This window comes from Novosphingobium aquimarinum (assembly GCF_009746585.1).
Classification (GTDB): Bacteria; Pseudomonadota; Alphaproteobacteria; order Sphingomonadales; family Sphingomonadaceae; genus Novosphingobium; species Novosphingobium aquimarinum.
Window position 1 is genome coordinate 1 of record NZ_WRPO01000033.1, and the last position, 21152, is coordinate 21152.

Here is a 21152-nt window from a genome sequence, read left to right on the forward strand (position 1 = left end):
GTAAATCCCTCATCCCCCTCGCCGCCATCGCGAAAGGGAAAAAGTGGACGACTTTTACGCCGCCCGCAGCAGCACTTCGCCGCCGCTACCGTGGTCTAATTTTGCACCGCCGTTCTCAGATTGCGGACCTCCGCACGACTAGAGCGAGCGGGGATCAGCTCGGCGACAATGAAATGGTGGGACATGAGGGCTCCTCGATCTGCAGGAACTCGCGCGTTCCTGTCGGGTCGTCGCCGCACCCCCTCTCCTCTTTGGTGGTTTGGGTGCTCACGCGCTCGAGGGAAAGCGCGCCGGGCGGTTAGGCGTGATCAGCGGTCATGCGTTCGCGGTAGATGTCGGCGGCCCACTGTTCGATCCAGGGCGCGGTTGTCTCATCGTGATCAAGATCTTAGGTCTGGTTCGGCCTGTCCGATTAGGTCCAGTTGGCTGACCTTGAAGGGTTTTCGGGCGCGCTCGCTAACCGGACGTCTGGTTAGCCCCGCGCGCGGCTATTCTTCGGACGCATTCGGCGGGGCGATCGGCAGCATAGCAACATTGCGTCGGTCCCGAAGCTCGCGGACAAGGTCGGCATTGCGCTCCTCCAACCGCTTCGCGCGGCTCTCCGCGATCAACGCGCGCCGCAAGAGAGAGGCATTCTCGGTGGCCAGCACCCGGATCCGCACCTCCGCCTCCCCCTTTCCTCCATCCAGCTTTGGAACCTCATCCTGACCCGAAGCCGGAGATCGTTCAGCCTGAAGGGCACGGAGATCTTCAAGCACAGCGCGATGATTGGTGTAGAGCGCATTGCGTCCGATGCCGGCGTGCCGGGCCAGCGCCGCAACGGAGATTTCGGATTCAGGATCGGCGCGCAACACGGCGAGAGCTTCCCGCAGGCGGGTAGCGACCCGCTCGCGGCGACGCCCTTGGGGCGTATCAGCCGAGGTTGCCATCGGCGGGCTGCAAATCGAGATCGTCGATCACGCGGCGGCTCTCCTCGACCCGCGTGATCGCCAGATTTCGGCTTTCAGGGTCAAGGTCGGTTCTTTCCAGGAGAGCCAGGTTTCGTTTCAGGCGGGCTTCCCAGACCGGCTTGTGACGTTCGCTCACCGCGAAGTTCGCGCAAGTGACGCATGTGCCCTGCGTGCGGAGAACGGGATTGGGCTCTTTGTCGGACCCGAGGCAGGCAGACGTCTCCCGACGGTAGAGACAGTAGCCCCAGTCGCAGACGCCGAGCCTGATGTCGGTATCGGCCAACAGGCGGGTGATGTAGGCATCGAGGTCGCCATCGTGCGTGCGACCGCGGAACGGCGATCGCGCCGCAAGATCGCGCCCCGCCTTGCCGCCCAGGCGAGGCGCGACCAGCAACTCTTCGAGCGCGGCGCGGGTTTCTCGTGCCGCCTGGGCGTCGACCAGTTCAACCAGCTCGAAGTCCGTGCCGACATAGGCGCGGTCGGTCATGGCGCGGGTCACATGCCCGAGATGCTTGGCCAATGCCGCGAGACCGGTCCTGTCGCGCCGGCCCACGAACCGCGCGAAGGTCTTGCGGCCCTGGTGGGTGGCAAGCCTCCAGCTTTCACCGTTGATTTCGGGAAGGCGAAGCGCGGCCCCAATGCCGTCATTCAGGCGTATATTCATAGCCGAACTGGTGAGCGGCTCGATCGGCAATGCCGAGGTTCGGATCGCGCTCCCCGGGCGGACCTGGAGCAGCCAGAGATATTGTCGGCCGTCGATCGCTCGCCATGGTGCCGATAGGCGCTCAAGAACTTCGATGGCGCGAACGGCGGGTTCGGGGGCGATCCAGCGATGCGGCACTCCGTCTCCTGGAGCGTCCTTTCGGATCGTGCCGGTCAGATAGGCGAACATCTCCTGCTGCTCGCCCTGCACCCGCTCGATGCAACCGGCTTCCAGCGATAGGATTTCCGAAGCGCGCGGCCCAACGAGATAGGCGAGGACAATGAAGCAAGCCTCGTAGAGACGGGCCACCATGCCATTGAAGGTGAGCATCGGCTGGACCGTCAGCGGCTGAGCCTGCCCAGGAACAAACTCGATCGGTGGAGCAGCGTGCAGGTATCGGCGTATGCGCCTGGAACGCCCCGGTTTTGCATGCCCTTTTGCGGAAGCCGCATCGTGCAGCGCCTGTATGTCGTCACGCATATGAAGGATGGTATCGGCTGGCTCGCCGATGAGATGGAGCGCTCCCGCAACGAGCGGCATTGCGATTTCATCAGGCGTATAGGGCCACCGCTCGACCGGGCGCCAACGGCCCAGCTCATTGAGCGCAGGCGGCGCGGATTTCGGGGTGTCGGGAAGCTTCTCACGCTGTTGGTAAAACGCCCGCAGCAGCGTGCGGTAGTTGCTCGCGGTCGATAGCGCCATCGTGCCATTGTCTCTCGGGCGCTGGGCGAGATCATCGAATAGATGCCGGATGGCCTCGTCATCCAGTTCCGACCATCGAGCCAGGCCGCGGCCCGCCATCCATTCCAGCACGACCCGCTGGAGCGTTCCCTGCGTTCCAAGCGAACGTAACGAGAGCGCGGATCGACCGGGAGGTGGATCGCTGTGCAACGACCAGAGCAGATGCTTGCTCGCCTCGCGCAGCGTCCGCCAATGCGGCTCGTTGAACCGGCTTCCGTCGGGCAGTGTGAACCCCCAGTCGACGCGGAAGGTGGTGTCCCGCTGACCCACGACGCCTGTCGCCATCTGCCAATGGTCGTCGCCGAACATCGAGTGCGGAGAGACGCGCAGCGAGGCCTGCGGCAAGGCGAGGAGCGGAACGCTCATTCCAGTTCCGGGAGATCGGGGAGCATCGCGGCCCGTTGTTCTGCCTCCTCCCTCAAGTCGGGCGGGAACGCCGGAAGAAGATCATGTTCGAGCACCTGCAAGCTGGGCGCATAGAACAACGCCCAGCGAGCCGGATCGATCTGATCGCGGGCGTCGAGAAGATGCCGGCGAGCTTGCAGCACGCGCGCGAACCGCTCGACATCAAGCGGAACGATCAGCCCCGGACAGGCAAGGCAACCTCGCAGTCTCGGACAGAGATGCGGATTTCCGTCAGCGCCCTGTTCGACAGGCGCCAGACAACGATGCCCGAACAATGCCGTTACCGGGCCGTGGCGGGCGGGCTCCTTCCGGTCGGGTCCGCAGACCCAGGCTACCATGAGCTTCTGAAGGCGCGCGATCGTCTCCTGCTCGAGCTTCCGTGCGGCCGGTCCCTCGACGTAGCGATCGGTCGTGACGAGGCTGGCGTGATTGAGAACCGTCCCTGCCGCGCGCAGGTCGCCGCCAGAAGCCAGATAATGCTCCGTGGCGACGCTGCCGCGTAGTTGCGAGGCCGTGAACTTGGGCACCAGTGGTTTCGGTTGCTCCGGATGTGCGGTGTTCCAGCGTTCGATCCGCCTGTTGGTGCGGCCGATGAAGCGATTGATGAACCCGGGGATGCTGTCGGGCGCGATCAGGCCGGCAGGATAGTCGTGCCTGCGATAATAGGCCCGCGACAGATAGCGGATCAGGAACAGACATTCCCGTTCTTCAGGCGGAGCATGCTCGATCAGCGGCTCGGTCATCGCCAGCAGCATTTCGATCAGACGCGGTGCGGATCGCATTTTACGGCGGTCGAAGGACCGACGCTGCATTTTCGGAGTTCGACCGCCCCGCTGCTTGAGCCATTCCACCATGACCCGATGATCATCGAGTGGATGGGGCACGAGGCAGTCGCGGCGGATCGCCCGAAGAGGCTGGGGATTGGCGGCAAGCTGGATCGCCAGCGCGACAAAGAACGGCCCCATCGTGTGCGAGGTCAGGTGATAATGCTGAGCGATCGCCTCCTGACGTCCATGATGCTCGAGCGAGTTCGGGTTGATCCCGGCAGCGCGGATTGTCTCGCCGCTCGGAGCGATGCCGCCGCCGATCCGGTGGAGTTTCCACACCCAGCGCGCGAGCGCCTCTCTCGGACCAGTTCCCTCCGGGGGTTGGGGAGAGGCGATGATCTTCTGGCCGCGCTGGAACCGCGCCCATGCGATGTCGATCTCTTCATAGGCGGCCGCGAGGATCGTTTTCATTTCCGCTGCCGTGAGCCGGGCTTTGGGTTCTGGCGCCCACCCCGTGCTGGGGAACGGGCTGTAGGGGATGGCGAGCGCGCTCCCGAACAGATCCGGATCGGTCTGCTCGATGCGCTCGAGCAATGGTTTCAGGCTGGCGAAGCGTTGAGCCATCGTGGCTCGGCTGAGCTGGCGGCCTTCTATCGAGGGTGCCAGCGCATCAATGTAGCGCCGGATCGTGCCGGCGTTCACATCAGCAGCACAGCTTACGCCTTCTGTGCGTAGGAAGCGACCGAAGCGCCGGATCACTCTCCAGCGTCCGCGTCGTGTGGAGATCGAAGATCCGGCATCATGAACCCTGAACGCCTCGACAAAGGCGCAGGTGAGGTCATGTGGCATGTCGAGGGCGACCGGATCGAACGTCTGCACGACCTGTCCCCATTCATCACGAAAGGAGAAGCGTCGATCATCTGGCGCTTGCGCGGTCGATGCTCGATCGATCGCGATACGGCGGTCGATCCGTCCCTCAGCCAGCATCGTTGATCGCTTCGCCGTAGAGCCAGGCAAGGCTCTCGTTGATATCGGGTTCGTACAGCTCGACGCAGCGCAGGTAGATGGCGGTCGTCGCGATCGAGGCATGGCCCAACAGAACCTGGACGATCTTCAGCGGATTCAGCGCCGGATTGGCACGAGCCTGGATCTGAAGCCGCGTGAGCATCACCATCGCGAAGGTGTGACGGAGCCAATGCAGCGTGCCGGGCAACCCAGCGGCCGCGAACGCCTCGGACAGAAGCGCCGTCAGGCGTTTGCGCGTCATCGCACGGCCATGTTCATTCAGGAGAAGATTGGGCGGCGCCCTGTAGCGGGGATCGGCATTGCGCGCGCGCCGCACGATCCGGGCCCGGTCCTCTCCGATATACCAGTGCGTGCGATCAAGCAGGCGAACCGGCGGATAGACCGTTCGCGGCCGGTCGCCCTTGGTGATGCTGAGCGGCACGCCTACAAGCGGCGTCTCTTCCGGGTGAAGCGACCAGCTATCCGGTATCTGATCGACCGCCAGAGCACATAGTTCCTTGCGTCGAAGGCCTGCGCACAGCGCCCACTCCCCTGCAAGGCGCGCGGTCGGCGCAAGCTGCGCGAACAGCCTTGCCAGCTCATCGGGGCGCATTGGTCGTGGCAGTTGCTCCGGGACCGAGACCGTGAGGCTCCCGGTCGAACGGCGTCTGATCTGTGGCCCAACACGCGGTCCCCTGCCCTGCCGTGTCTGCAACGGTCGCGGGAACGCGCGATGCCGGATGAAGTCGTGATCGAGGGCCCAGGAATAGAAGCGATAGACGGTGGCAACCCGGGCATTGATGGTGGAGCGGGCAAACGGCCGCCCGGTATGCTGGCTCGGCCCTTCGAGCATTCGGGATCGATAAGCTGCGAGTATATGCTCGTCAGCGACATCCCATTTGATGTTGGACTGCTCGAGCGCATCGAACCACTCATACAGGTGCTCGCCATAGGTCCGTACCGTCTCCGAGGCCTGGGAGTGGCCATGAACCTCGGCATGTTCGAGCAGATAGGCAAAGGCCGGCTCGATGATGGCCATGTTCGCGTCGAACAGGATGGGGAACCCGGCGGGAATGCCGGGCTCACCTGGAACGGCACGGATGATCGTCACCATGGATCACACCTCCGCCTCACGCACGCGGGATCAGGGCGGTTATTCTAGCATCATCCCGGCCTTTCCAGTTCGGACAGTCGGCTGAGCGAGCACTTTTTGGGCCGGGCGACACGACGCCTGTTCCAATTCATCCATATATCCACTATCTCGGATATATGGATACTGATTCGGCTATCACGGCCCTGGCCGCTCTCGCGCAGGGCACACGCCTTGACGCATTTCGGTTGCTGGTGCGCCACGAGCCCGAAGGATTGCCCGCCGGCGAGATCGCAAAAGCGCTCGACGTTCCTCAGAACACGATGTCCGCGCACCTCGCCGCGTTGACGCGCGCGGGCCTGCTGAAGTCCGAGCGGCAAAGCCGGTCGATCATCTACTGCGCCGACCTCGATGCGCTGCGCGCGCTGACCCTCTTTCTGGTGAAGGACTGCTGCGCCGGAAAACCGGAACTGTGTGCACCGCTCGTCGCCGAACTCGTCCCCTGCTGCTGACGGAGACTGCCATGTCCACCGATCGCGTGTTCAACGTCCTGTTCCTCTGCACCGGCTGAGGATCGGCGTGCAATAGGCCCCCCGTTCGGGGGGTGATCGGCGTGCAAAAAGGACCCCTTTCATCCCGGAGTTTTAAGAGGCCGCGTGGTTTGACCAAGTGGCGAGAACGGGATGTTGATAGTGGAGACAGTAGTACGGATTCGGCGTGAGCATGCGGCGGGCAAGTCGATCAAGGCGATCGTTCGTGACCTTCGTCTTTCGAGGAAGGTAGTGCGCAAGGCGATCCGGTCTCCAGAGGCGGCATTCAACTATCAGCGCAAGGTACAGCCATTGCCTAGGATCGGTCCTTTTCAGGATCGTCTCGACACGCTTCTTGAAGAGAACGAGGTGCGCAACCGGCGCGATCGGCTGCGGATGACGCGCATCCACGACCTGCTGGTGCGGGAGGGCTTTGAAGGCTCCTACGATGCCGTCCGCCGCTATGCGAGCCGCTGGCGGGAGCAGCGGCGCAAGGACGGAGGCGACGACGCACCGGCCTTCATCCCGATGACGTTCCAGCCCGGTGAGGCCTATCAGTTCGACTGGAGCCACGAGGACGTGGAGATCGCCGGCAAGCCGATGCGGGTGAAGGTTGCGCACGTCCGCCTCTGCGCATCCCGTGCGCCTTATGTCCGGGCCTATCCGCGCGAGGGCCAGGAGATGCTGTTCGACGCCCATGCACGGGCCTTCGCCTTCTTCGGCGGCGTTCCCCGGCGCGGCATCTACGACAACATGAAGACGGCGGTGACGAGCGTGTTCACGGGCAAGGAGCGCGTGTTCAACCGCCGCTTCCTGATCATGACCGATCATTACATGGTCGAACCGACCGCCTGCACACCGGCGGCGGGATGGGAGAAGGGACAGGTCGAGCAGCAGGTGCAGACGATCCGGGGGCGCTTCTTCCAGCCCCGGCTTCGGTTCGCAAGCCTGGCCGAGCTCAACGGATGGCTCGAGGCGGAGTGCCGGCGCTGGGCCGAGCATCACGCCCATCCCGAGCGCGGCGATATCACCGTGGCCCAGGCGCTGGAGATGGAGCGGCCTGTCCTGCAGCCGATCCTGGCGTCCTTCGACGGCTTCCATGAGAGCGAGCATGCTGTCACCGGCACCTGCCTCATCAGCTTCGACCGCAACCGCTACTCGGTCATGTCCAGGGCGGCGCGGCGCACGGTGCAGGTGCGCGCCTATGCGGACCGGATCGTCATCCGCTGCGGCGAAGAGATCGTCGGGGAACATGAGCGTCACTTCGGGCGGAACCGCACCATTTACGATCCCTGGCATTATCTGCAGGTTCTGGCCCACAAGCCCGGCGCCCTGCGCAACGGCGCGCCGTTCCAGGACTGGGAGCTGCCGCCATCCCTCCATCGCCTGCGACGCAGGCTGGGGCACGGGGATGAGGCGGATCGCAGGTTCGTGCGGGTGCTCTCGGCCGTGCTCACCGATGGGCTGGAGCAGGTCGAGGCGGCGGTGCGCGAAGCGCTGGCGAGCGGAACGGTCAGCGACGACCTGATCCTCAACATCCTCTCCCGCCGCCGCGAGCCGGCGATGCCGCATAGCATCGTCACTTCGGAAGACCGGATGTTGAGCCATCCACCCATCGCCGACTGTGCCCGCTACGACCAGCTGCGAGGCTATGATGCAGCGGCATGAGATGATCGACACGATGCGCGGCCTGGGCCTCAAGGGCATGGTGGCGGCGTACGACGAGGCCGTCACCACCGGCCTCCAGCGCCAGCGCACCACCATGGAGATCCTGACCGATCTGCTCCGCGCGGAAGCCACCCATCGCGACGCCGCCTCGATCCGGTATCGCATGACGGCCGCGCGGCTGCCGGTGGTGAAGGACCTGGAGCGGTTCAACTTCGAAGGGACGCCGATCAACGAAGGGCTGATCCGCTCCCTGCATGATGGCTCCTTCCTGCCGGCGCGCCGCAACATCGTGCTCGTCGGCGGCACGGGCACCGGCAAGACCCACCTCGCCATCGCGATTACCGCCAACGTCGTGCGCAAAGGGGCTCGGGCACGATACTTCAACACCGTCGATCTGGTGACACGCCTCGAAGAGGAGACCCGGATCGGCAAGGGCGGGACCCTGGCGGGACAGCTCTCACGGCTCGACCTGGTGGTGCTCGATGAGCTTGGATATCTGCCGTTCGCGCGCTCTGGCGGCCAGCTCCTGTTCCACCTGATCAGCAAGCTCTACGAACGTACCAGCGTCGTCATCACGACCAACCTCGCCTTCGGCGAGTGGCCTACCGTGTTCGGTGACCCCAAAATGACGACGGCTCTGCTCGACCGGGTCACCCATCACTGCGATATCGTCGAGACCGGCAACGACAGCTGGCGCTTCAAAAACCGCAGTTAGCCGCCACTCTCACCCTAGCTTCAGAACGGACTTGCGCTGGGTGCGCCTCCGGCCGGGCTACGCCCGACCTCCACCGCACCCAGCGCAGGGCGCTCCCCACAACCGTTTGCCTAATCTCGAAAAGGGGGTCCCTCTTCAACGCCGATACGGGGTCCCGTTTGCGCGCCGTTTGACAGCACCGGCAATTCGGCACGCTCGATCCTCGCCGAGAGCGCCATGAACAAGCTCGGCCAAGGTCGCTTCCATGCCTTCTCGGCCGGGAGCTATCCCAAGGGCGCGGTTAACCCCGACGCGCTCGCACTGCTGGAACGGCTCGACTATCCGACCGAGGGCCTGCGCTCGAAAAGCTGGGAGGAGTTTTCCCGGCCCGGTGCGCCGGTCATGGATTTCGTGTTCACCGTCTGCGACGACGCAGCCGGTGAAGTCTGCCCGGTATGGCCCGGCCATCCAATGACGGCCCATTGGGGCATCGAAGATCCAAGCCATGTCCAGGGCGGTGACATAGAGCGCGAACGCGCTTTCGTGATGGCGCTGAACTATCTGGAAAACCGTATCCGGCTGTTCATCTCGCTGCCGATCGACAAGCTCGAAGCCACGGCGCTGACCGCCAAGCTGCGCGAGATCGGCCATACCGAAGGCTCGACCACTCGCCGGGGAGATGCGGCGTGACCGACATCATCGTCTATCACAACCCGGAGTGCGGCACGTCGCGCAACGTGGTGGGCCTGATCCGCAATGCCGGGATCGAGCCGCATGTCATCGAATATCTGAAGACCCCACCGTCGCGGCCATTGCTGGTCCAGCTCATCGCGCGCGCCGGGATCACGCCGCGCGAGCTGCTGCGCGAGAAGGGCACGCCCTATGCCGAACTAGGCCTGGGCGATCCCTCGCTGTCAGATGAAGCCCTGATCGACGCAATGATGGCACACCCGATCCTCATCAACCGGCCGCTGGTCGTCTCGCCGCTCGGCGTGAAACTGTGTCGCCCTTCGGAGGCGGTACTGGACCTGCTACCCGCACCGCAACAGGGCGCATTCGCCAAGGAGGACGGCCAACAGGTCGTCGATGCGGCCGGCGCGCGGGTGATCTGAGGCATGGCGACCGTTCTCGACGCCACGCCGGCTCGTCCCGGCATCTCCTTCTTCGAGCGCTATCTGACCCTGTGGGTGGCGCTCTGCATCGTTGCTGGGATCGCGCTCGGCCATATGTTGCCCGGCCTGTTCGGCGCGATTGCCTCCGCCGAGGTGGCGCGGGTCAATCTCGTCGTCGCGGTGCTGATCTGGCTGATGATCGTGCCGATGCTGCTCAAGATCGACTTCGGCGCGCTGGGATCGGTGCGCCAGCATTGGAAGGGCGTCGGTGTCACGCTGTTCATCAATTGGGCGGTCAAGCCTTTCTCGATGGCGCTGCTCGGCACGCTGTTCCTGGGCTGGATGTTCGCGCCGTTGCTGCCGGCGGGCGAAGCGCCGTCCTATATCGCCGGGCTGATCCTGCTGGCGGCTGCGCCCTGCACGGCAATGGTGTTCGTGTGGTCGAACCTCTGCGACGGCGAACCCAATTACACGTTGAGCCAGGTGGCGCTGAACGACCTCATCATGGTGTTCGCCTTCGCACCGCTGGTCGGGCTGCTGCTCGGCGTCGCCTCGGTGACGGTGCCGTGGGATACGCTGTTGCTCTCGGTCGGCCTCTACATTGTCGTGCCGGTGATCGTCGCGCAGCTCGTCCGTCGCGCCGTGCTGGCATCAGGCGGACAGGCCGCGCTTGACCGGCTGCTGGCCCGGCTCGGGCCGGTGTCGCTCACCGCCCTGCTGGCGACGCTGATGTTGCTGTTCGGCTTCCAGGGCGAGGCAATCGTCGCGCAGCCCTTTGTGATCGCGCTCATCGCCGTGCCGATTCTGGTACAGGTCTATTTCAATGCCGGGCTGGCCTATTGGCTGAGCCGCCGTTTTGGCGTCGCATGGTGCGTGGCGGCGCCCGCCGCGCTGATCGGCGCGTCCAATTTCTTCGAGCTGGCGGTGGCCGCCGCAATAAGCCTGTTCGGCCTCAAGTCCGGCGCCGCGCTCGCCACGGTGGTTGGCGTGCTGGTCGAGGTGCCGGTGATGCTGTCGGTCGTGGCGATCGTGAAGCGGACACGCGGCTGGTATGAGAAGGGAGCCGCTGCTTGACCCGTATCAGCGAGTTGACCGACCCGGATCATCTGCCGGCGCTCGATCTCCGCTATGTCCATGAGCGGCCCGCGTTCGGGCTTGGTGCGGGCGATCCACCGCCGCGTATCCTGCTGCTCTATGGTTCATTGCGCGAACGGTCCTTCTCGCGTTTCGCAGTCGAGGAGGCGGCACGGTTGCTCCAGTTCTTCGGGGCGGAGACGCGCATCTTCGATCCGACCGACCTGCCGTTGCCCGATCAGGTGAAGGGCGACGATCATCCCGCCGTCCATGAACTGCGCGACCATGCCATGTGGTCGGAGGGCATGGTGTGGTGCAGCCCGGAGCGTCACGGCCAGATCACCGGTATCATGAAAGCGCAGATCGACCATCTGCCGCTGGAGATGAAGGGGATGCGCCCGACCCAGGGCCGCACGCTGGCGGTGATGCAGGTGTCGGGCGGATCGCAGTCGTTCAACGCGGTCAACACGCTCCGGCTGCTCGGCCGCTGGATGCGGATGTTCACCATCCCCAACCAGTCAAGCGTGGCGATGGCCTACAAGGAGTTCGACGAAGCCGGTCGCATGAAGCCCTCCAGTTACTATGACCGCATCGTCGATGTGATGGAGGAGCTGGTGCGCTTTACCGTGCTCACCCGTGGGCACGCCGTGCAGCTCGTCGACCGCTATTCGGAGCGGAAGGCGGAGGCGGCAAAGCAGGATGCCGCCCCCGATCTGGCATCGCAGTCGATCGCTTAAGTCGAGCGCCTCGCCAAGCGAGGGATCAGGCCGACCACCGCCAGCTCTTTGGGTTAGCGCGGCGGTCGGCCTGATCCCTCTCCGCATCCGTTCCTAATGAGACAGATCAGAGGACCGGACCTAAGAGATCGCCGGATTCGATCAGCTCACGGATTTGCTGCCGCGCTTCGGCGATTGCCACTTCCCATGGATCATCAGGTCGAGCGGGTTCAGGTTCGGGCAGCTGCACTGGAAGCCGGCGCTGGGGCTGGCGCAAGCGCTCATGCTGGGCGCGGACCCAGGACTCCATATGGTCCGCCACGACAGCATCGCTTTTAGGGCGGCCATCGCGCCGGGCGGCATTCCTGGCCGCGACGCCATAGGCCTGGCTATCGATCGAGGCCACGCGGTGGCGGAATGCCGTGAGATACGGAAGAGCTTCGCCCTTTACGCCGAACAGATGGAGCCTGATGGGCCTTGGAAGAATCCGATCGAGATGGTCGACGACGGCTATCAGTCCTTCGGGACCATGGATTGCGCGCCGGCACATGGACCCGACTCCAACGAGCCCGGCCCGGTCGATCGTCCCCGATAGAGCGTCGGCGCACCGCTCATAATCCGCAGGGAGCCTTCCCTGGATCACCGGCATGAAGGTGGAGAGGATTCCTTCGTCGTCGGCGCGCAGGCGGCACTCGATGTTGGAACGAACGGTGCGAGACATTCGATCGAGGACTTCTTCGCGGTCTCCGGCGACTTGATGCTCGACGCAGTAGTCGAGGCTTGCCCACCAGCGAAACGGGTATGCGGCCGCGAGGCGGATATAGTCGTCTACGGTCCAGGGATAGCCGCCGTAGCTGACCATCGCGCTGAAGCCCGCACTGTCGAGGCTGAGACTATGGAGGCCTTGGGCATTTTCGAGTTGGCGCAATGACCAACCCACCCATTCACGCCAACCGCGCCGCCGCGACCAACGGGAGAAGGCATTGGCCGAGACGAGGACGGGCTGCTGCAGGCGCCGAGCCCGATCGAGCAGCTTGCCGTCCGACAGGTGTGGCAGCCCGATCATGACATCGATCGACCTCGCTTTGAGCGCGCCGCTGTTCATGGTACGTTCCTTGAGAAGGAGTTTTGCGATGACCGATTCAGCCGCCACCTATCTTGACCAGTTCGATCTGGACGTGACGCTGCGCGATGCGGCGCTCGATGAGCAGAACCGGCCGACGCGGCGCATGATCGCGAACGCGTCCATCGGCATGCATATCGAGGACGCCTTCTATTCGGTCCGGGAACTTCGCGAGGCGGTAAGCTGGATCCACGAGGGCGAGCCGGGTGGGAAGCGCAAGCTCGCCTCGATCCTCAGCAATCCGGCGGGCGACGACTTTCAGCGCTGCATCTATTTCTGCCTCGCCGGCCGCGGCGTCGTCGAGATGATCGACGATCTGATGTGGCTCGAGGAACTGCTCGAAGCGCGCGGCCGTATCGCGGGCGAAATGCACCGGCGCAGGATCAAGGCTCGCCTGCTTGTCCGGCCCTATGTGGCCGATGAGCCCGACGGCCCGGTCGTCTCTTCGGCCGAGGATTTCCCGCAGGGTCGGTCGTGGTGGGCCGATCCTGCACTCGGCGTGTGACATACGGATCGACCGCGCAGAAAGACGCTCTGCCGGTCGGTCCCCTTTTTCTGCGGCGGCCGGGGCCATGCTTTGCTTGACCCATTGGCCGGTGCCGGGTGCATAATAGCGGCGTCAGTCGAATCGAGGTTGGCGCAATGGCCGGTGATTGTTGCGGAGGCGGATGCGATTCTGATCGCTCCCGGGACGAGAGGTGGGAACGCGTCCTGCTTATCGCGCTGGCGATCAACGGCGGCATGTTCGCGGTCGAAATGATCGCTGGCGTGTCCGCCCAATCCGCTTCGCTGATGGCCGACGCGATCGACTTCCTCGGCGATGCCGCCAACTATCTGATCAGCCTTGTTGTCGCGGGCCTGGCACTTCGCTGGCGCGCAAAGGCGGCCTTGCTGAAAGGGGTGACGCTTCTTCTCGTCGGCCTTTGGGTGCTCTCGAGCACGCTCTGGATGGCCTATGCTGGGAGCCTCCCGCAGGCAGAGACGATGGGCGCGATCGGAATCCTGGCGCTCGCTGCTAATCTATGGTGCGCGCTCCTGCTGTGGCGCCACCGCGAAGGTGATGCGAACCGCCGGTCCGTATGGATATGCTCGCGCAACGACGCGATCGGCAATGTGGCCGTCGTCGCCGCTGCCGGCGGGGTGTTCGGTACGGGGACCGCGTGGCCGGACATCGGCGTCGCAGTCATTCTAGCCGGTCTCGGCATCAGCGGCGGCTGGCAGATCATTCGCCACGCGATGCGCGAGCTCAAGATGCCGCCAGAAATGGCCGCTGCCGAATAAGGCCGAGCCTTTCGCCGACGATCAACGCTCGCAGGTCAGCCGCTCGCCGCGTCGCCAACGGGACGGCTCGATCCAACGCCCTGCTAAGGCCCCTGCCCTATCGCGCTGCGCGTCGGCAAAGGCGCGACTATATCGCGCCGCGCGCGCCTGATCGGACCTGAGATATTGAGACTGGGGCACCGCGAGACCGGCACGGATCAGTAGCTCTCCAAGATCGCGGCCGTTCACAGTGACCGTCGCAACAGGCCGGTCGTGGCTCGAACTTGCGGTGAGGCTTATGGTCGCATTGTTGTCGCGCAAGGTCCGCGCCGCGAGGTCCTGGGCGGCCTTGCCGCATTCCCAACATGACCCGTTTCGTTCGCAAAGCTGGCGCCGTTCGAACGCGTCGACCCCGAGGAGGCGGAAATCAGCGGCGATCGTGTCGCCATCAAGCGCTCTGGCCCTGGCGGTGAAGGACTGCGGTTCGCCTGCGCTCAGTGCGTTGGGCGTGGCCCACGCCAGTGCGGAAAGAAATAGGACAACGAGGGGCTTCAAGCGACCATCTCCGCTACGATCTGGTCCCGGTTTGCCGGATCGATCGAAATGCGGAAAGGCTGCAGAGGGTCCCCGGTGTTGAGGATGCTGATCCGCTTTGGATGATTGTCGAATATCCGGCCGGCGACCCGCAGGGCGTTTTCCCGGCTGCAAAGTTGCTGTCGCTTGGGCGACAGGCCGAACCTGTCTGTCGGCGGTGTCATGGCCACGGTCCCTTTCCTGGGCGGTTATAAGGATTGAATGTCAAGCGAACACGGTCTTGTGAATCTTGGTGGCGGGCACGACCGTCCAGGCGCGCTCCATAAACCGGCTGATCCGGTAGTGCCCGCCGGTCTCGGGGTCCCGCAAGATTGTGCGACGGCCGCGCTTGCTGACGACAAATTCCTGACCGACATGCCCGTCTGTGAACTTCATCGGCGCAGGGAACCTGATGCGGTCTCCGTCGGCCAGCTTCCGAGAGCGGCGGTCGAGATTGGCGCGACAGCGAGCGCGCCAATCGATCGCATAGTCCTTGTCGGTAGGCGTCAGAAGATCGAGGATCCGGGCGGGACAGTCGGCCTCATGCGGTCCCATGGATTCCTCCATGTCCTTATAACCGAATATGAATCCTTCCTTGTCTCGCGGGTTCCACCGCACGAGGCAGACGATCGCGAACACCTCGCCCGCTTTGCCGTCAGTGATGACCTGGGTCGCGGCATAGTAGACGCGGTTTCCCGGGCAGGCCGAGGCAAGCACCTTGAGGCCATGGCTCGAACCATTCTCCTGGGGGCGTTCATAAGTGAACTGGGCGTCGAGATAGGCCCTGGCGGAGGCATGTCCGCCCATCGAGCTTCGGGGCATATAGAGCCAGCCCATGGCGTTTCTCCTTTTCGATGAGGGTTTGGCTGCGCCGAGCGATGCCGCGCGGCAATGGGCAAGCGTCAGGCGGCGAGCGCCTCGGTGGATTGCCCCTGTCCGATGCCGTCGGCCATCTGAGCTGTGCCAGCCGATCCGAAGCTCTTCAGAAAGCCGAATGCCTGTTCGGCCTTGGCAGCTGCATGGATGATCGCGGTCTTGTCGCCGCGCAGGATTCCGAGCCAATGCCCCACATAGCTTGCATGGCTATCATGCAGGATATTGGGCAGGCCCAGGTCCGCGCAGCAGAGACCCGCTCCGATCTCGGCCACAAGTTCCTCGAAACAATAAGCTTTGTCGCCGAAGCGTTTGCCGAAGGTGCGCGCGAGTCTGCTCGTATGGCCTGACCAATGCACTGTCTCATGGCATCGGGTGGAGGCGTACAGGTCCATGCTGCGGAACGAGGTTCGGCTGGGCAGCTGGATGTAGTCAAATGTTGGGGTGAAGTAGGCCTGGTTGCCGCCGTGACGAACATCGGCCGGGATGGAGGCGAAGAAGGCATCGATCGCGGCCTGTCGCTCCGATGGAGCCAGCGGCAGCTCCGGCTCGGGCGACGGGTAGAAATAGGGCGGAAGGCCATCCACCTGGTCGGCATTGAAGACGATGTAGTGGCGAAGGAAGCGGATGCTGCGCTCGACCTCCTTGCCCGTTTCGGGATGCTCCTCGGTCTTCTTGAATGACGAATAATAGACCGAGATCGCGCCGCTCTCGCCTTTGCGGACATGACCGCCGAGCGATTCAGCCTGGCGATAGGTCATCCAGTAGCGGGAACGATAGCCAAGGGCATCGCCGAGCGCCCACAGATAGAGCACATTGATGCCTTGATAGGGCGTTCCGCAGTGGCGAAGAGGCCGGCCCCCTGCCCCGTTCGATCGCCAGGGTCGCGACCAGGGCGGTACGCCCTCCTCGATTTTCCGAATGATGAGGTCGGTGATTTCCGCAGCGACATCGCGGCGGACGGGTTGGCGAAACGACATGGAACTTCTCCCGACGGATTGAAAAAGCGCCGCCGGCGCGGATAGGCACCGGCGGCGAGGCTTCCAGGAGTGCGAAGGGTCAGGCCGCGAGGGCATCCTGATCGGGTGCTTGCGCGTCGGCGGCAGGCGCATCCGCATCGGCCTCCGCTTCGCCGAGCTGTTCGTCGGCATCGTCCTCGGCGGGCTCGAGCTCGTCCGGCTCGATCCTGTCGAGGAAGCGCATCGCATTCGGCACCCAGGCGAGAGCGGCGTCCTTGACTTCGGGTTCGACGATGACCTCGCCCGCGAAGAGCTTCTCGCACGATCCCGAAATCTCCGACTTCTTCATCGTCGCATGCCGTGCCGTAAGCGCCACTCCGCCGACCTCATTGAGCAGCGACAGGATGGAACCCTTGCTGATGCGGTCGAAGAAGTTCTCCGAGGTCGGACGCCACCAGGCAGCGACATCCACCTCCATGATGGTCGCCAGACGATTGTGAAGGAGGCACTGCTGGGCACGATTGCCGCCCTTCGCTTCCAGCGAGATGGCGACGATATAGGCGAGCCAGGCCGCCTTGCTGTCATCGTCGAGAGCGCGGAAAGCTTCGAACCGATCGACCTCGGACTTGTGCTCGAGCCAGCTCGCATCGAGGCCGTCATGGGCTTCGGCGAGATAGCTGCGCGCCCGCGTCGCGGGCTGTTCGCCGCCTGCCGGGTCCTGCGGCGAATGCGCTCGAATGGTCGAACCGTAGGCGCTGAACGAGCTGGTGCGATCGTCGATCATGACGAAGAGGGCATAGTCGAGAGCCAGCGCCGGATGGCTGAGCATTGCCGCAGCGAGGATGTCGCGCCGTTGCATCGCCAGTTCGTCGTAGAGCCGAGCGCTGAGCGGCTTACCCCCAGGTGCCACCGCCTCGGGCGGCGCGGCTGGCGGCGTGGACGCGCGTCCCGACCCGCCCGCACGGTTGCGATCGACGCCGTCGGCCTCCTCGTCGCCCTGGTCATCGCCCGTGCCGCCCACAGGGATCGGCTCCTCGCTGTAATATTCGGGATCGAGGACCATCTCGCCCTTGGGCGTCAGTTTCAGGAAAGCGCCGACGTGCGACCTCAGTTCATCGGGCAGGACAGGTGCCGCGTTGCGAATGGTGCGTACCTCGTTCTCGAGGGCATCATATTCCTGGTCGAGGATCTTGCGTCCGTCCTCATCGAGGGAATCGTCTGCCATTTCCTCGGTGATGACGTTCTGCCGCTCCGCAATGGCGTCGAGGCGCGCGATCTGCGCATCGGTGAGGTCGGGTTGCGGTAGGATGACGCGATAGAGGCCGGCGGCGGCGCTGTGCGTATAGTTTGAGGCGATCGGCCGGATCCACGCGAGACCCAGTTCCTCGCCGACGCGCTTGGCTTCGGCTTCCATGATGTCGGCCGCAAGGCGCTGGACGATCTCCGGGTTGACCCATTTATCGCCGCTATCGCTGAACAGATCGCGGTCGATCGCCCCGCCAGCATCGACATAGCGATCCTCGCCGACGAGGATCGCGACCGGGTCGGTCGAGTTCATCGTCTCGTTGGCGATCACCCGGCGGATCGTGTCGGCATTGGCGTAGCTCGCGCCGTAGCTGTTCCAGACCAGGAGCTGCTTTTCCTGATTCTCGGTCGAGGCATAGGCTTTGGCGACGTCGAGAGTGATGGCGCCTTCGCTCAGCGCCTCGAAGATCGGTTCGGCCAGCTTGGCGAGACGCAGGCGGCCCTCGACGAAGCGGCGGGTGAGGCCGAAGCGTTTGGCGACACCATCGATGTCGTTGTTGAGGCCGATGAAATATTGGAAGGCGCGGCACTCTTCCGCCGGCGTCATCTTGAGCTGGTGGAAGTTGGCGGCGGTCGACGTTTCGGAGAGCGTCGCCTCGTCGCCGATGAGGACCTTGACGGGGACATCATAGGTTTCCGCATCGATCACGCCGCGTTCGGAGAGCAAGCGAAGCCCGCGCAGGCGGCGGCCGCCGTCGAAGACTTCGAAGGTTCCGCGCGGCTTTTTCACCGGCGTGACGAGCAGGTTCTGGAGAACGCCGCGGGCTTCGATATCGGCCGCCATCTGCGGGATCTCGAGCAGCTCGTCGGGCCGCTTGCGGACGTTGATGGGAGAGAGCGTAAGCTTCGCGAGCTTTACGACTGTGGTCATCGGAGGAGCTCCTTCTGGCATCCGGATCAGCCCGGACACCAGCTCGGCTCCCCCCTTCCCTTTTCCGTGGCGGCTAGGGCGCCAAGTTCCTTACGTTCCAAAGGCGTGCGACCCGCCCACTCCGAGAATTTACGCCGTCCGAAATGTCCGCAGTTGGTAGAAAATTTGCGCTCAATGGGCGTAAAAGTGGCAATTATCGATCAATCGCGTCACTCTGCTCGCGCCCCGACTGCGGACGCTGCTTTGGCAATGGATGGAGAGTTCGAGAGCATGAGAGACGTGTTGAAAATCGCGAGCGGCGTCTTTCTTGGCATGCTCGCCTTCTGGATCGTAACTGCGCTGCTGCCGAGCCTGCTTCCTGCAAGCCAGGAGCAACGAGCGGCGCAGGACCTACTTGATCGCCAGTTCGCGCCGGCGCACTAGCCTGCATTCTGCGCAGGCCTTGTGTGAATTCGATTCTGGACCTGCAGGCGATAGTCCTTGTTACGATCGGCCGGCGGTGATGGCAGAACGACCGCTGGCCTATCGAAGCTGACTATCTTTGCTGCCGCGGCGGTTGATCCCGGAAAATACCGGATGGCTATCCCGCTGGCTCTGGCAATCGACGCAGGTTCTGACGCCGGGCACGGCTTGACGGCGCCTGGCTGGAATCTCGTCGCCGCACACCTCGCAGTCGAGAGTTCCCTCGCCCGAAGGCAAGCGGGCACGCGCGGCCGAGACCGCGTCGCCTATGGTTGCATCGATCTGATCCTGTACCGCGCTGTCGGGCGCCCAACCATTAGCCATCGGCGCAAGTTCCTTTACTCTGGATCTGTGGGGTCAGATGGCGTGATTGCGGCACATCGTCGCGTGCGGCCGAGCCATCCTGGGCAATGCAATATAATATACTCCCACGGAGTATCAAGACATGCCGGCTAGTGGCTGATCGACATCATCGCCGACGCGCAGCAGACACCCCAGCGCCAGGCAGGGTTGAAACTCCCCCCCTGTATAGTATGGTGGGGCCACCGTTCGGGATGACTTGATGCCGCATTCACCAGAAGAGAAGAAGCGAGCGATTGCGCGCCTTCGCCGTATCAAGGGCCAGGCCGAGGCGCTCGAGCGAGCAATCGAGGCCGATGCCGATTGCGGGCCCTTGTTGCAGCAGATCGTTGCGATGCGCGGCGCAACGAACGGGTTGATGGCAGTCGTGATGGAGAGTCATCTTCGGGACACCTTCGGCGACGGGCCGCGCCCAATAGCGCCAGCCGGGTCGAGCGATGCTGACGATGTGATCGACGGCGTCATGACGATCTTGCGGACTTATCTGAAATAGATCGCACCGCGGCGCGGTAGGCGGCCGAAGCCTCTGGCGTCGGCTTCGCGCGCCTGCACGTCCTTCAGGGCCGTTGAACAGCGTTCCTCCAACAATGTCATTTTGGCCCGGCAGGCGGCGCCAGGGGTACACGCGACCAGCCCTCAATATACTGGGGCAGAGTATATTGACATATACTCCCACGGAGTATATTTCCGCTCCGACACGATGCCGGATGGTCCCTGCGGACTTGCCGCCCCGCCTTCCGAGAATTCCCGCTTCAAAGAACAAGGACCATGAACATGAAGTCTCGCGCCGCCGTCGCCTTCGAGGCTGGGAAGCCGCTTGAGATCGTCGAAATCGACGTTGCCCCTCCCCGGAAGGGCGAAGTGCTGATCAAGGTGACGCATACCGGCGTCTGCCACACCGACGCGTTCACGCTGTCCGGCAACGATCCGGAGGGCATTTTCCCGGTCGTGCTGGGTCACGAGGGCGCAGGGATCGTCGTCGAGGTCGGTGAGGGCGTCACCAGCGTGAGGCCCGGCGATCACGTCATCCCGCTTTACACCGCCGAGTGCGGCCGATGCGAGTTCTGCACCTCAGGCAAGACCAACCTGTGCGTCGCGGTGCGCGAAACGCAAGGCAAGGGCCTCATGCCCGACGGCACCACGCGCTTCTCCTACAATGGCCAGCCGCTCTACCACTATATGGGCTGCTCGACATTCAGCGAATATACGGTCGTTGCCGAAGTCTCGCTCGCGAAGATCAATCCGCAAGCAAACCCTGAGCATGTCTGCCTTCTCGGCTGCGGCGTCACCACCGGCATCGGCGCGGTTCACAATACGGCCAAGGTTCAACCGGGAGACTCGGTCGCGGTGTTCGGGCTGGGCGGCATCGGGCTCGCCGCGATCCAGGGTGCGCGTCAGGCTAAGGCCGGGCGGATCATTGCGATCGACACGAACCCGGCCAAGTTCGAATTGGCCCGCCAGTTCGGCGCGACCGACTGCCTTAACCCCAAGGACTATGACAAGCCGATTCAGCAGGTGCTGATCGAGATGACCGGGTGGGGACTCGACCACACCTTCGAGTGCATCGGCAACGTCCACGTCATGCGCGCAGCACTGGAAGCTGCGCACCGAGGCTGGGGTCAGTCGATCGTCATCGGCGTCGCCGGTGCCGGGCAGGAGATCTCGACCCGCCCGTTCCAGCTCGTGACGGGCCGCGTCTGGAAGGGTTCGGCCTTTGGCGGCGTCAAGGGACGGTCCCAGCTTCCCGGCATGGTCGAGGACGCCATGAAGGGCGAAATCGATCTGGCGCCCTTCGTCACTCATACCATGGGGCTGGAAGGGATAAACGAAGCGTTCGACCTGATGCATGAAGGCAAGTCGATCCGCACCGTGATCCACTATCAGTGAGAATAGTCTGGGGACGCCTCTACT

24 protein-coding genes are annotated in these 21152 nt (G+C 64.0%); 13 read left to right on the forward strand and 11 right to left on the reverse strand.

Annotated elements, in window-relative coordinates; genetic code table 11:
* Window positions 1-488: 488 nt before the first annotated feature.
* The 3 genes from GQO94_RS19635 to GQO94_RS19645 are packed head-to-tail and all read right to left on the reverse strand — an operon-like array spanning window position 489 to window position 4190.
* Complete coding sequence (locus tag GQO94_RS19635) at window positions 489-854, reverse strand: hypothetical protein (protein WP_232333044.1); 366 nt, start codon at window positions 852-854, stop codon at window positions 489-491.
* A 58-nt stretch (window positions 855-912) separates the two neighbouring features.
* The gene (locus GQO94_RS19640; protein ID WP_047100429.1) at window positions 913-2760 is read right to left on the reverse strand and encodes a site-specific integrase; all 1848 of its coding nucleotides are present in this window, start codon (window positions 2758-2760) and stop codon (window positions 913-915) included.
* Entirely contained in the window at window positions 2757-4190 is a 1434-nt protein-coding gene (locus GQO94_RS19645; protein WP_198046068.1) for a site-specific integrase, read from the reverse strand. The genes GQO94_RS19640 and GQO94_RS19645 overlap by 4 nt, the downstream gene beginning before the upstream one ends.
* Before the next feature lie 177 nt (window positions 4191-4367).
* Here GQO94_RS19645 and GQO94_RS19650 point away from each other — a divergent pair, with 177 nt between their 5' ends.
* Entirely contained in the window at window positions 4368-4559 is a 192-nt protein-coding gene (locus GQO94_RS19650; RefSeq protein ID WP_053000810.1) for a hypothetical protein, read from the forward strand.
* On the opposite strand, the gene GQO94_RS19655 is transcribed toward GQO94_RS19650, so the two are convergent.
* Window positions 4543-5685 carry a tyrosine-type recombinase/integrase gene (locus tag GQO94_RS19655; RefSeq protein WP_047100428.1) on the reverse strand — a complete coding sequence of 381 codons (1143 nt, stop codon included), beginning with the start codon at window positions 5683-5685 and terminating at the stop codon, window positions 4543-4545. The genes GQO94_RS19650 and GQO94_RS19655 overlap by 17 nt on opposite strands.
* Window positions 5686-5840: 155 nt before the next feature.
* Between GQO94_RS19655 and GQO94_RS19660 the strand changes: the two genes are divergently transcribed.
* From GQO94_RS19660 to arsH, 7 genes are all read left to right on the forward strand, one after another.
* Window positions 5841-6173, forward strand: a complete 333-nt coding sequence (locus tag GQO94_RS19660) for an ArsR/SmtB family transcription factor (protein WP_047100427.1) — start codon at window positions 5841-5843, stop codon at window positions 6171-6173.
* A gap of 171 nt (window positions 6174-6344) precedes the next feature.
* A complete protein-coding gene (gene istA / locus GQO94_RS19665) occupies window positions 6345-7859 on the forward strand; it encodes an IS21 family transposase (protein ID WP_156843094.1) in 1515 nt (504 codons plus the stop codon).
* Window positions 7846-8574: an IS21-like element helper ATPase IstB gene (gene istB / locus GQO94_RS19670; protein WP_156843095.1), complete on the forward strand. Its 729-nt coding sequence runs from the start codon at window positions 7846-7848 to the stop codon at window positions 8572-8574. The genes istA and istB overlap by 14 nt, the downstream gene beginning before the upstream one ends.
* A gap of 144 nt (window positions 8575-8718) precedes the next feature.
* Window positions 8719-9243 carry an arsenate reductase ArsC gene (locus GQO94_RS19675; protein WP_269748779.1) on the forward strand — a complete coding sequence of 175 codons (525 nt, stop codon included), beginning with the start codon at window positions 8719-8721 and terminating at the stop codon, window positions 9241-9243.
* On the forward strand, window positions 9240-9665 hold the full coding sequence (arsC, locus tag GQO94_RS19680) for an arsenate reductase (glutaredoxin) (RefSeq protein ID WP_047100425.1): 426 nt from the start codon (window positions 9240-9242) through the stop codon (window positions 9663-9665). Before GQO94_RS19675 ends, arsC begins: the two co-directional genes overlap by 4 nt.
* A gap of 3 nt (window positions 9666-9668) precedes the next feature.
* Window positions 9669-10739, forward strand: coding sequence for an ACR3 family arsenite efflux transporter (gene arsB / locus GQO94_RS19685; RefSeq protein ID WP_047100424.1), 1071 nt, complete (start codon window positions 9669-9671; stop codon window positions 10737-10739).
* Window positions 10736-11476 carry an arsenical resistance protein ArsH gene (gene arsH, locus GQO94_RS19690; protein WP_047100423.1) on the forward strand — a complete coding sequence of 247 codons (741 nt, stop codon included), beginning with the start codon at window positions 10736-10738 and terminating at the stop codon, window positions 11474-11476. Before arsB ends, arsH begins: the two co-directional genes overlap by 4 nt.
* 106 nt (window positions 11477-11582) lie before the next feature.
* Here arsH and GQO94_RS19695 read toward each other — a convergent pair whose 3' ends face one another.
* Window positions 11583-12560 carry a deazapurine DNA modification protein DpdA family protein gene (locus GQO94_RS19695; protein WP_156843097.1) on the reverse strand — a complete coding sequence of 326 codons (978 nt, stop codon included), beginning with the start codon at window positions 12558-12560 and terminating at the stop codon, window positions 11583-11585.
* A 28-nt stretch (window positions 12561-12588) separates the two neighbouring features.
* Here GQO94_RS19695 and GQO94_RS19700 point away from each other — a divergent pair, with 28 nt between their 5' ends.
* On the forward strand, window positions 12589-13083 hold the full coding sequence (locus tag GQO94_RS19700) for a hypothetical protein (RefSeq protein WP_156843098.1): 495 nt from the start codon (window positions 12589-12591) through the stop codon (window positions 13081-13083).
* 137 nt (window positions 13084-13220) lie between these two features.
* Window positions 13221-13859, forward strand: coding sequence for a cation transporter (locus GQO94_RS19705; RefSeq protein ID WP_156843099.1), 639 nt, complete (start codon window positions 13221-13223; stop codon window positions 13857-13859).
* Between the two features lie 21 nt (window positions 13860-13880).
* Here the strand turns inward: GQO94_RS19705 and GQO94_RS19710 are convergent, their stop codons facing one another.
* The 5 genes from GQO94_RS19710 to GQO94_RS19730 all read right to left on the reverse strand — a co-directional run bounded on the left by GQO94_RS19710 (window position 13881) and on the right by GQO94_RS19730 (window position 18419).
* A complete protein-coding gene (locus tag GQO94_RS19710; RefSeq protein ID WP_156843100.1) occupies window positions 13881-14393 on the reverse strand; it encodes a thermonuclease family protein in 513 nt (170 codons plus the stop codon).
* A complete protein-coding gene (locus tag GQO94_RS19715; protein WP_156843115.1) occupies window positions 14390-14596 on the reverse strand; it encodes a hypothetical protein in 207 nt (68 codons plus the stop codon). Before GQO94_RS19715 ends, GQO94_RS19710 begins: the two co-directional genes overlap by 4 nt.
* 40 nt (window positions 14597-14636) lie before the next feature.
* Window positions 14637-15248 (reverse strand): DUF6927 domain-containing protein, encoded by a 612-nt coding sequence (locus GQO94_RS19720; RefSeq protein ID WP_156843101.1) that lies wholly within the window; start codon window positions 15246-15248, stop codon window positions 14637-14639.
* 65 nt (window positions 15249-15313) lie between these two features.
* The gene (locus GQO94_RS19725; protein ID WP_156843116.1) at window positions 15314-16264 is read right to left on the reverse strand and encodes an ArdC family protein; all 951 of its coding nucleotides are present in this window, start codon (window positions 16262-16264) and stop codon (window positions 15314-15316) included.
* 79 nt (window positions 16265-16343) lie between these two features.
* Window positions 16344-18419, reverse strand: coding sequence for a ParB/RepB/Spo0J family partition protein (locus GQO94_RS19730; RefSeq protein WP_156843102.1), 2076 nt, complete (start codon window positions 18417-18419; stop codon window positions 16344-16346).
* Between the two features lie 174 nt (window positions 18420-18593).
* Between GQO94_RS19730 and GQO94_RS19735 the strand changes: the two genes are divergently transcribed.
* Window positions 18594-18842, forward strand: a complete 249-nt coding sequence (locus GQO94_RS19735; protein ID WP_198046069.1) for a hypothetical protein — start codon at window positions 18594-18596, stop codon at window positions 18840-18842.
* A 99-nt stretch (window positions 18843-18941) separates the two neighbouring features.
* On the opposite strand, the gene GQO94_RS19740 is transcribed toward GQO94_RS19735, so the two are convergent.
* Entirely contained in the window at window positions 18942-19205 is a 264-nt protein-coding gene (locus tag GQO94_RS19740) for a DksA/TraR family C4-type zinc finger protein (RefSeq protein ID WP_156843104.1), read from the reverse strand.
* Between the two features lie 238 nt (window positions 19206-19443).
* Between GQO94_RS19740 and GQO94_RS19745 the strand changes: the two genes are divergently transcribed.
* Both GQO94_RS19745 and GQO94_RS19750 read left to right on the forward strand, forming a co-directional pair.
* A complete protein-coding gene (locus GQO94_RS19745; protein ID WP_156843105.1) occupies window positions 19444-19734 on the forward strand; it encodes a metal/formaldehyde-sensitive transcriptional repressor in 291 nt (96 codons plus the stop codon).
* Window positions 19735-20015: 281 nt separating this feature from the next.
* Complete coding sequence (locus tag GQO94_RS19750) at window positions 20016-21128, forward strand: S-(hydroxymethyl)glutathione dehydrogenase/class III alcohol dehydrogenase (RefSeq protein WP_156843106.1); 1113 nt, start codon at window positions 20016-20018, stop codon at window positions 21126-21128.
* The last annotated feature ends 24 nt before the right edge of the window (window positions 21129-21152 follow it).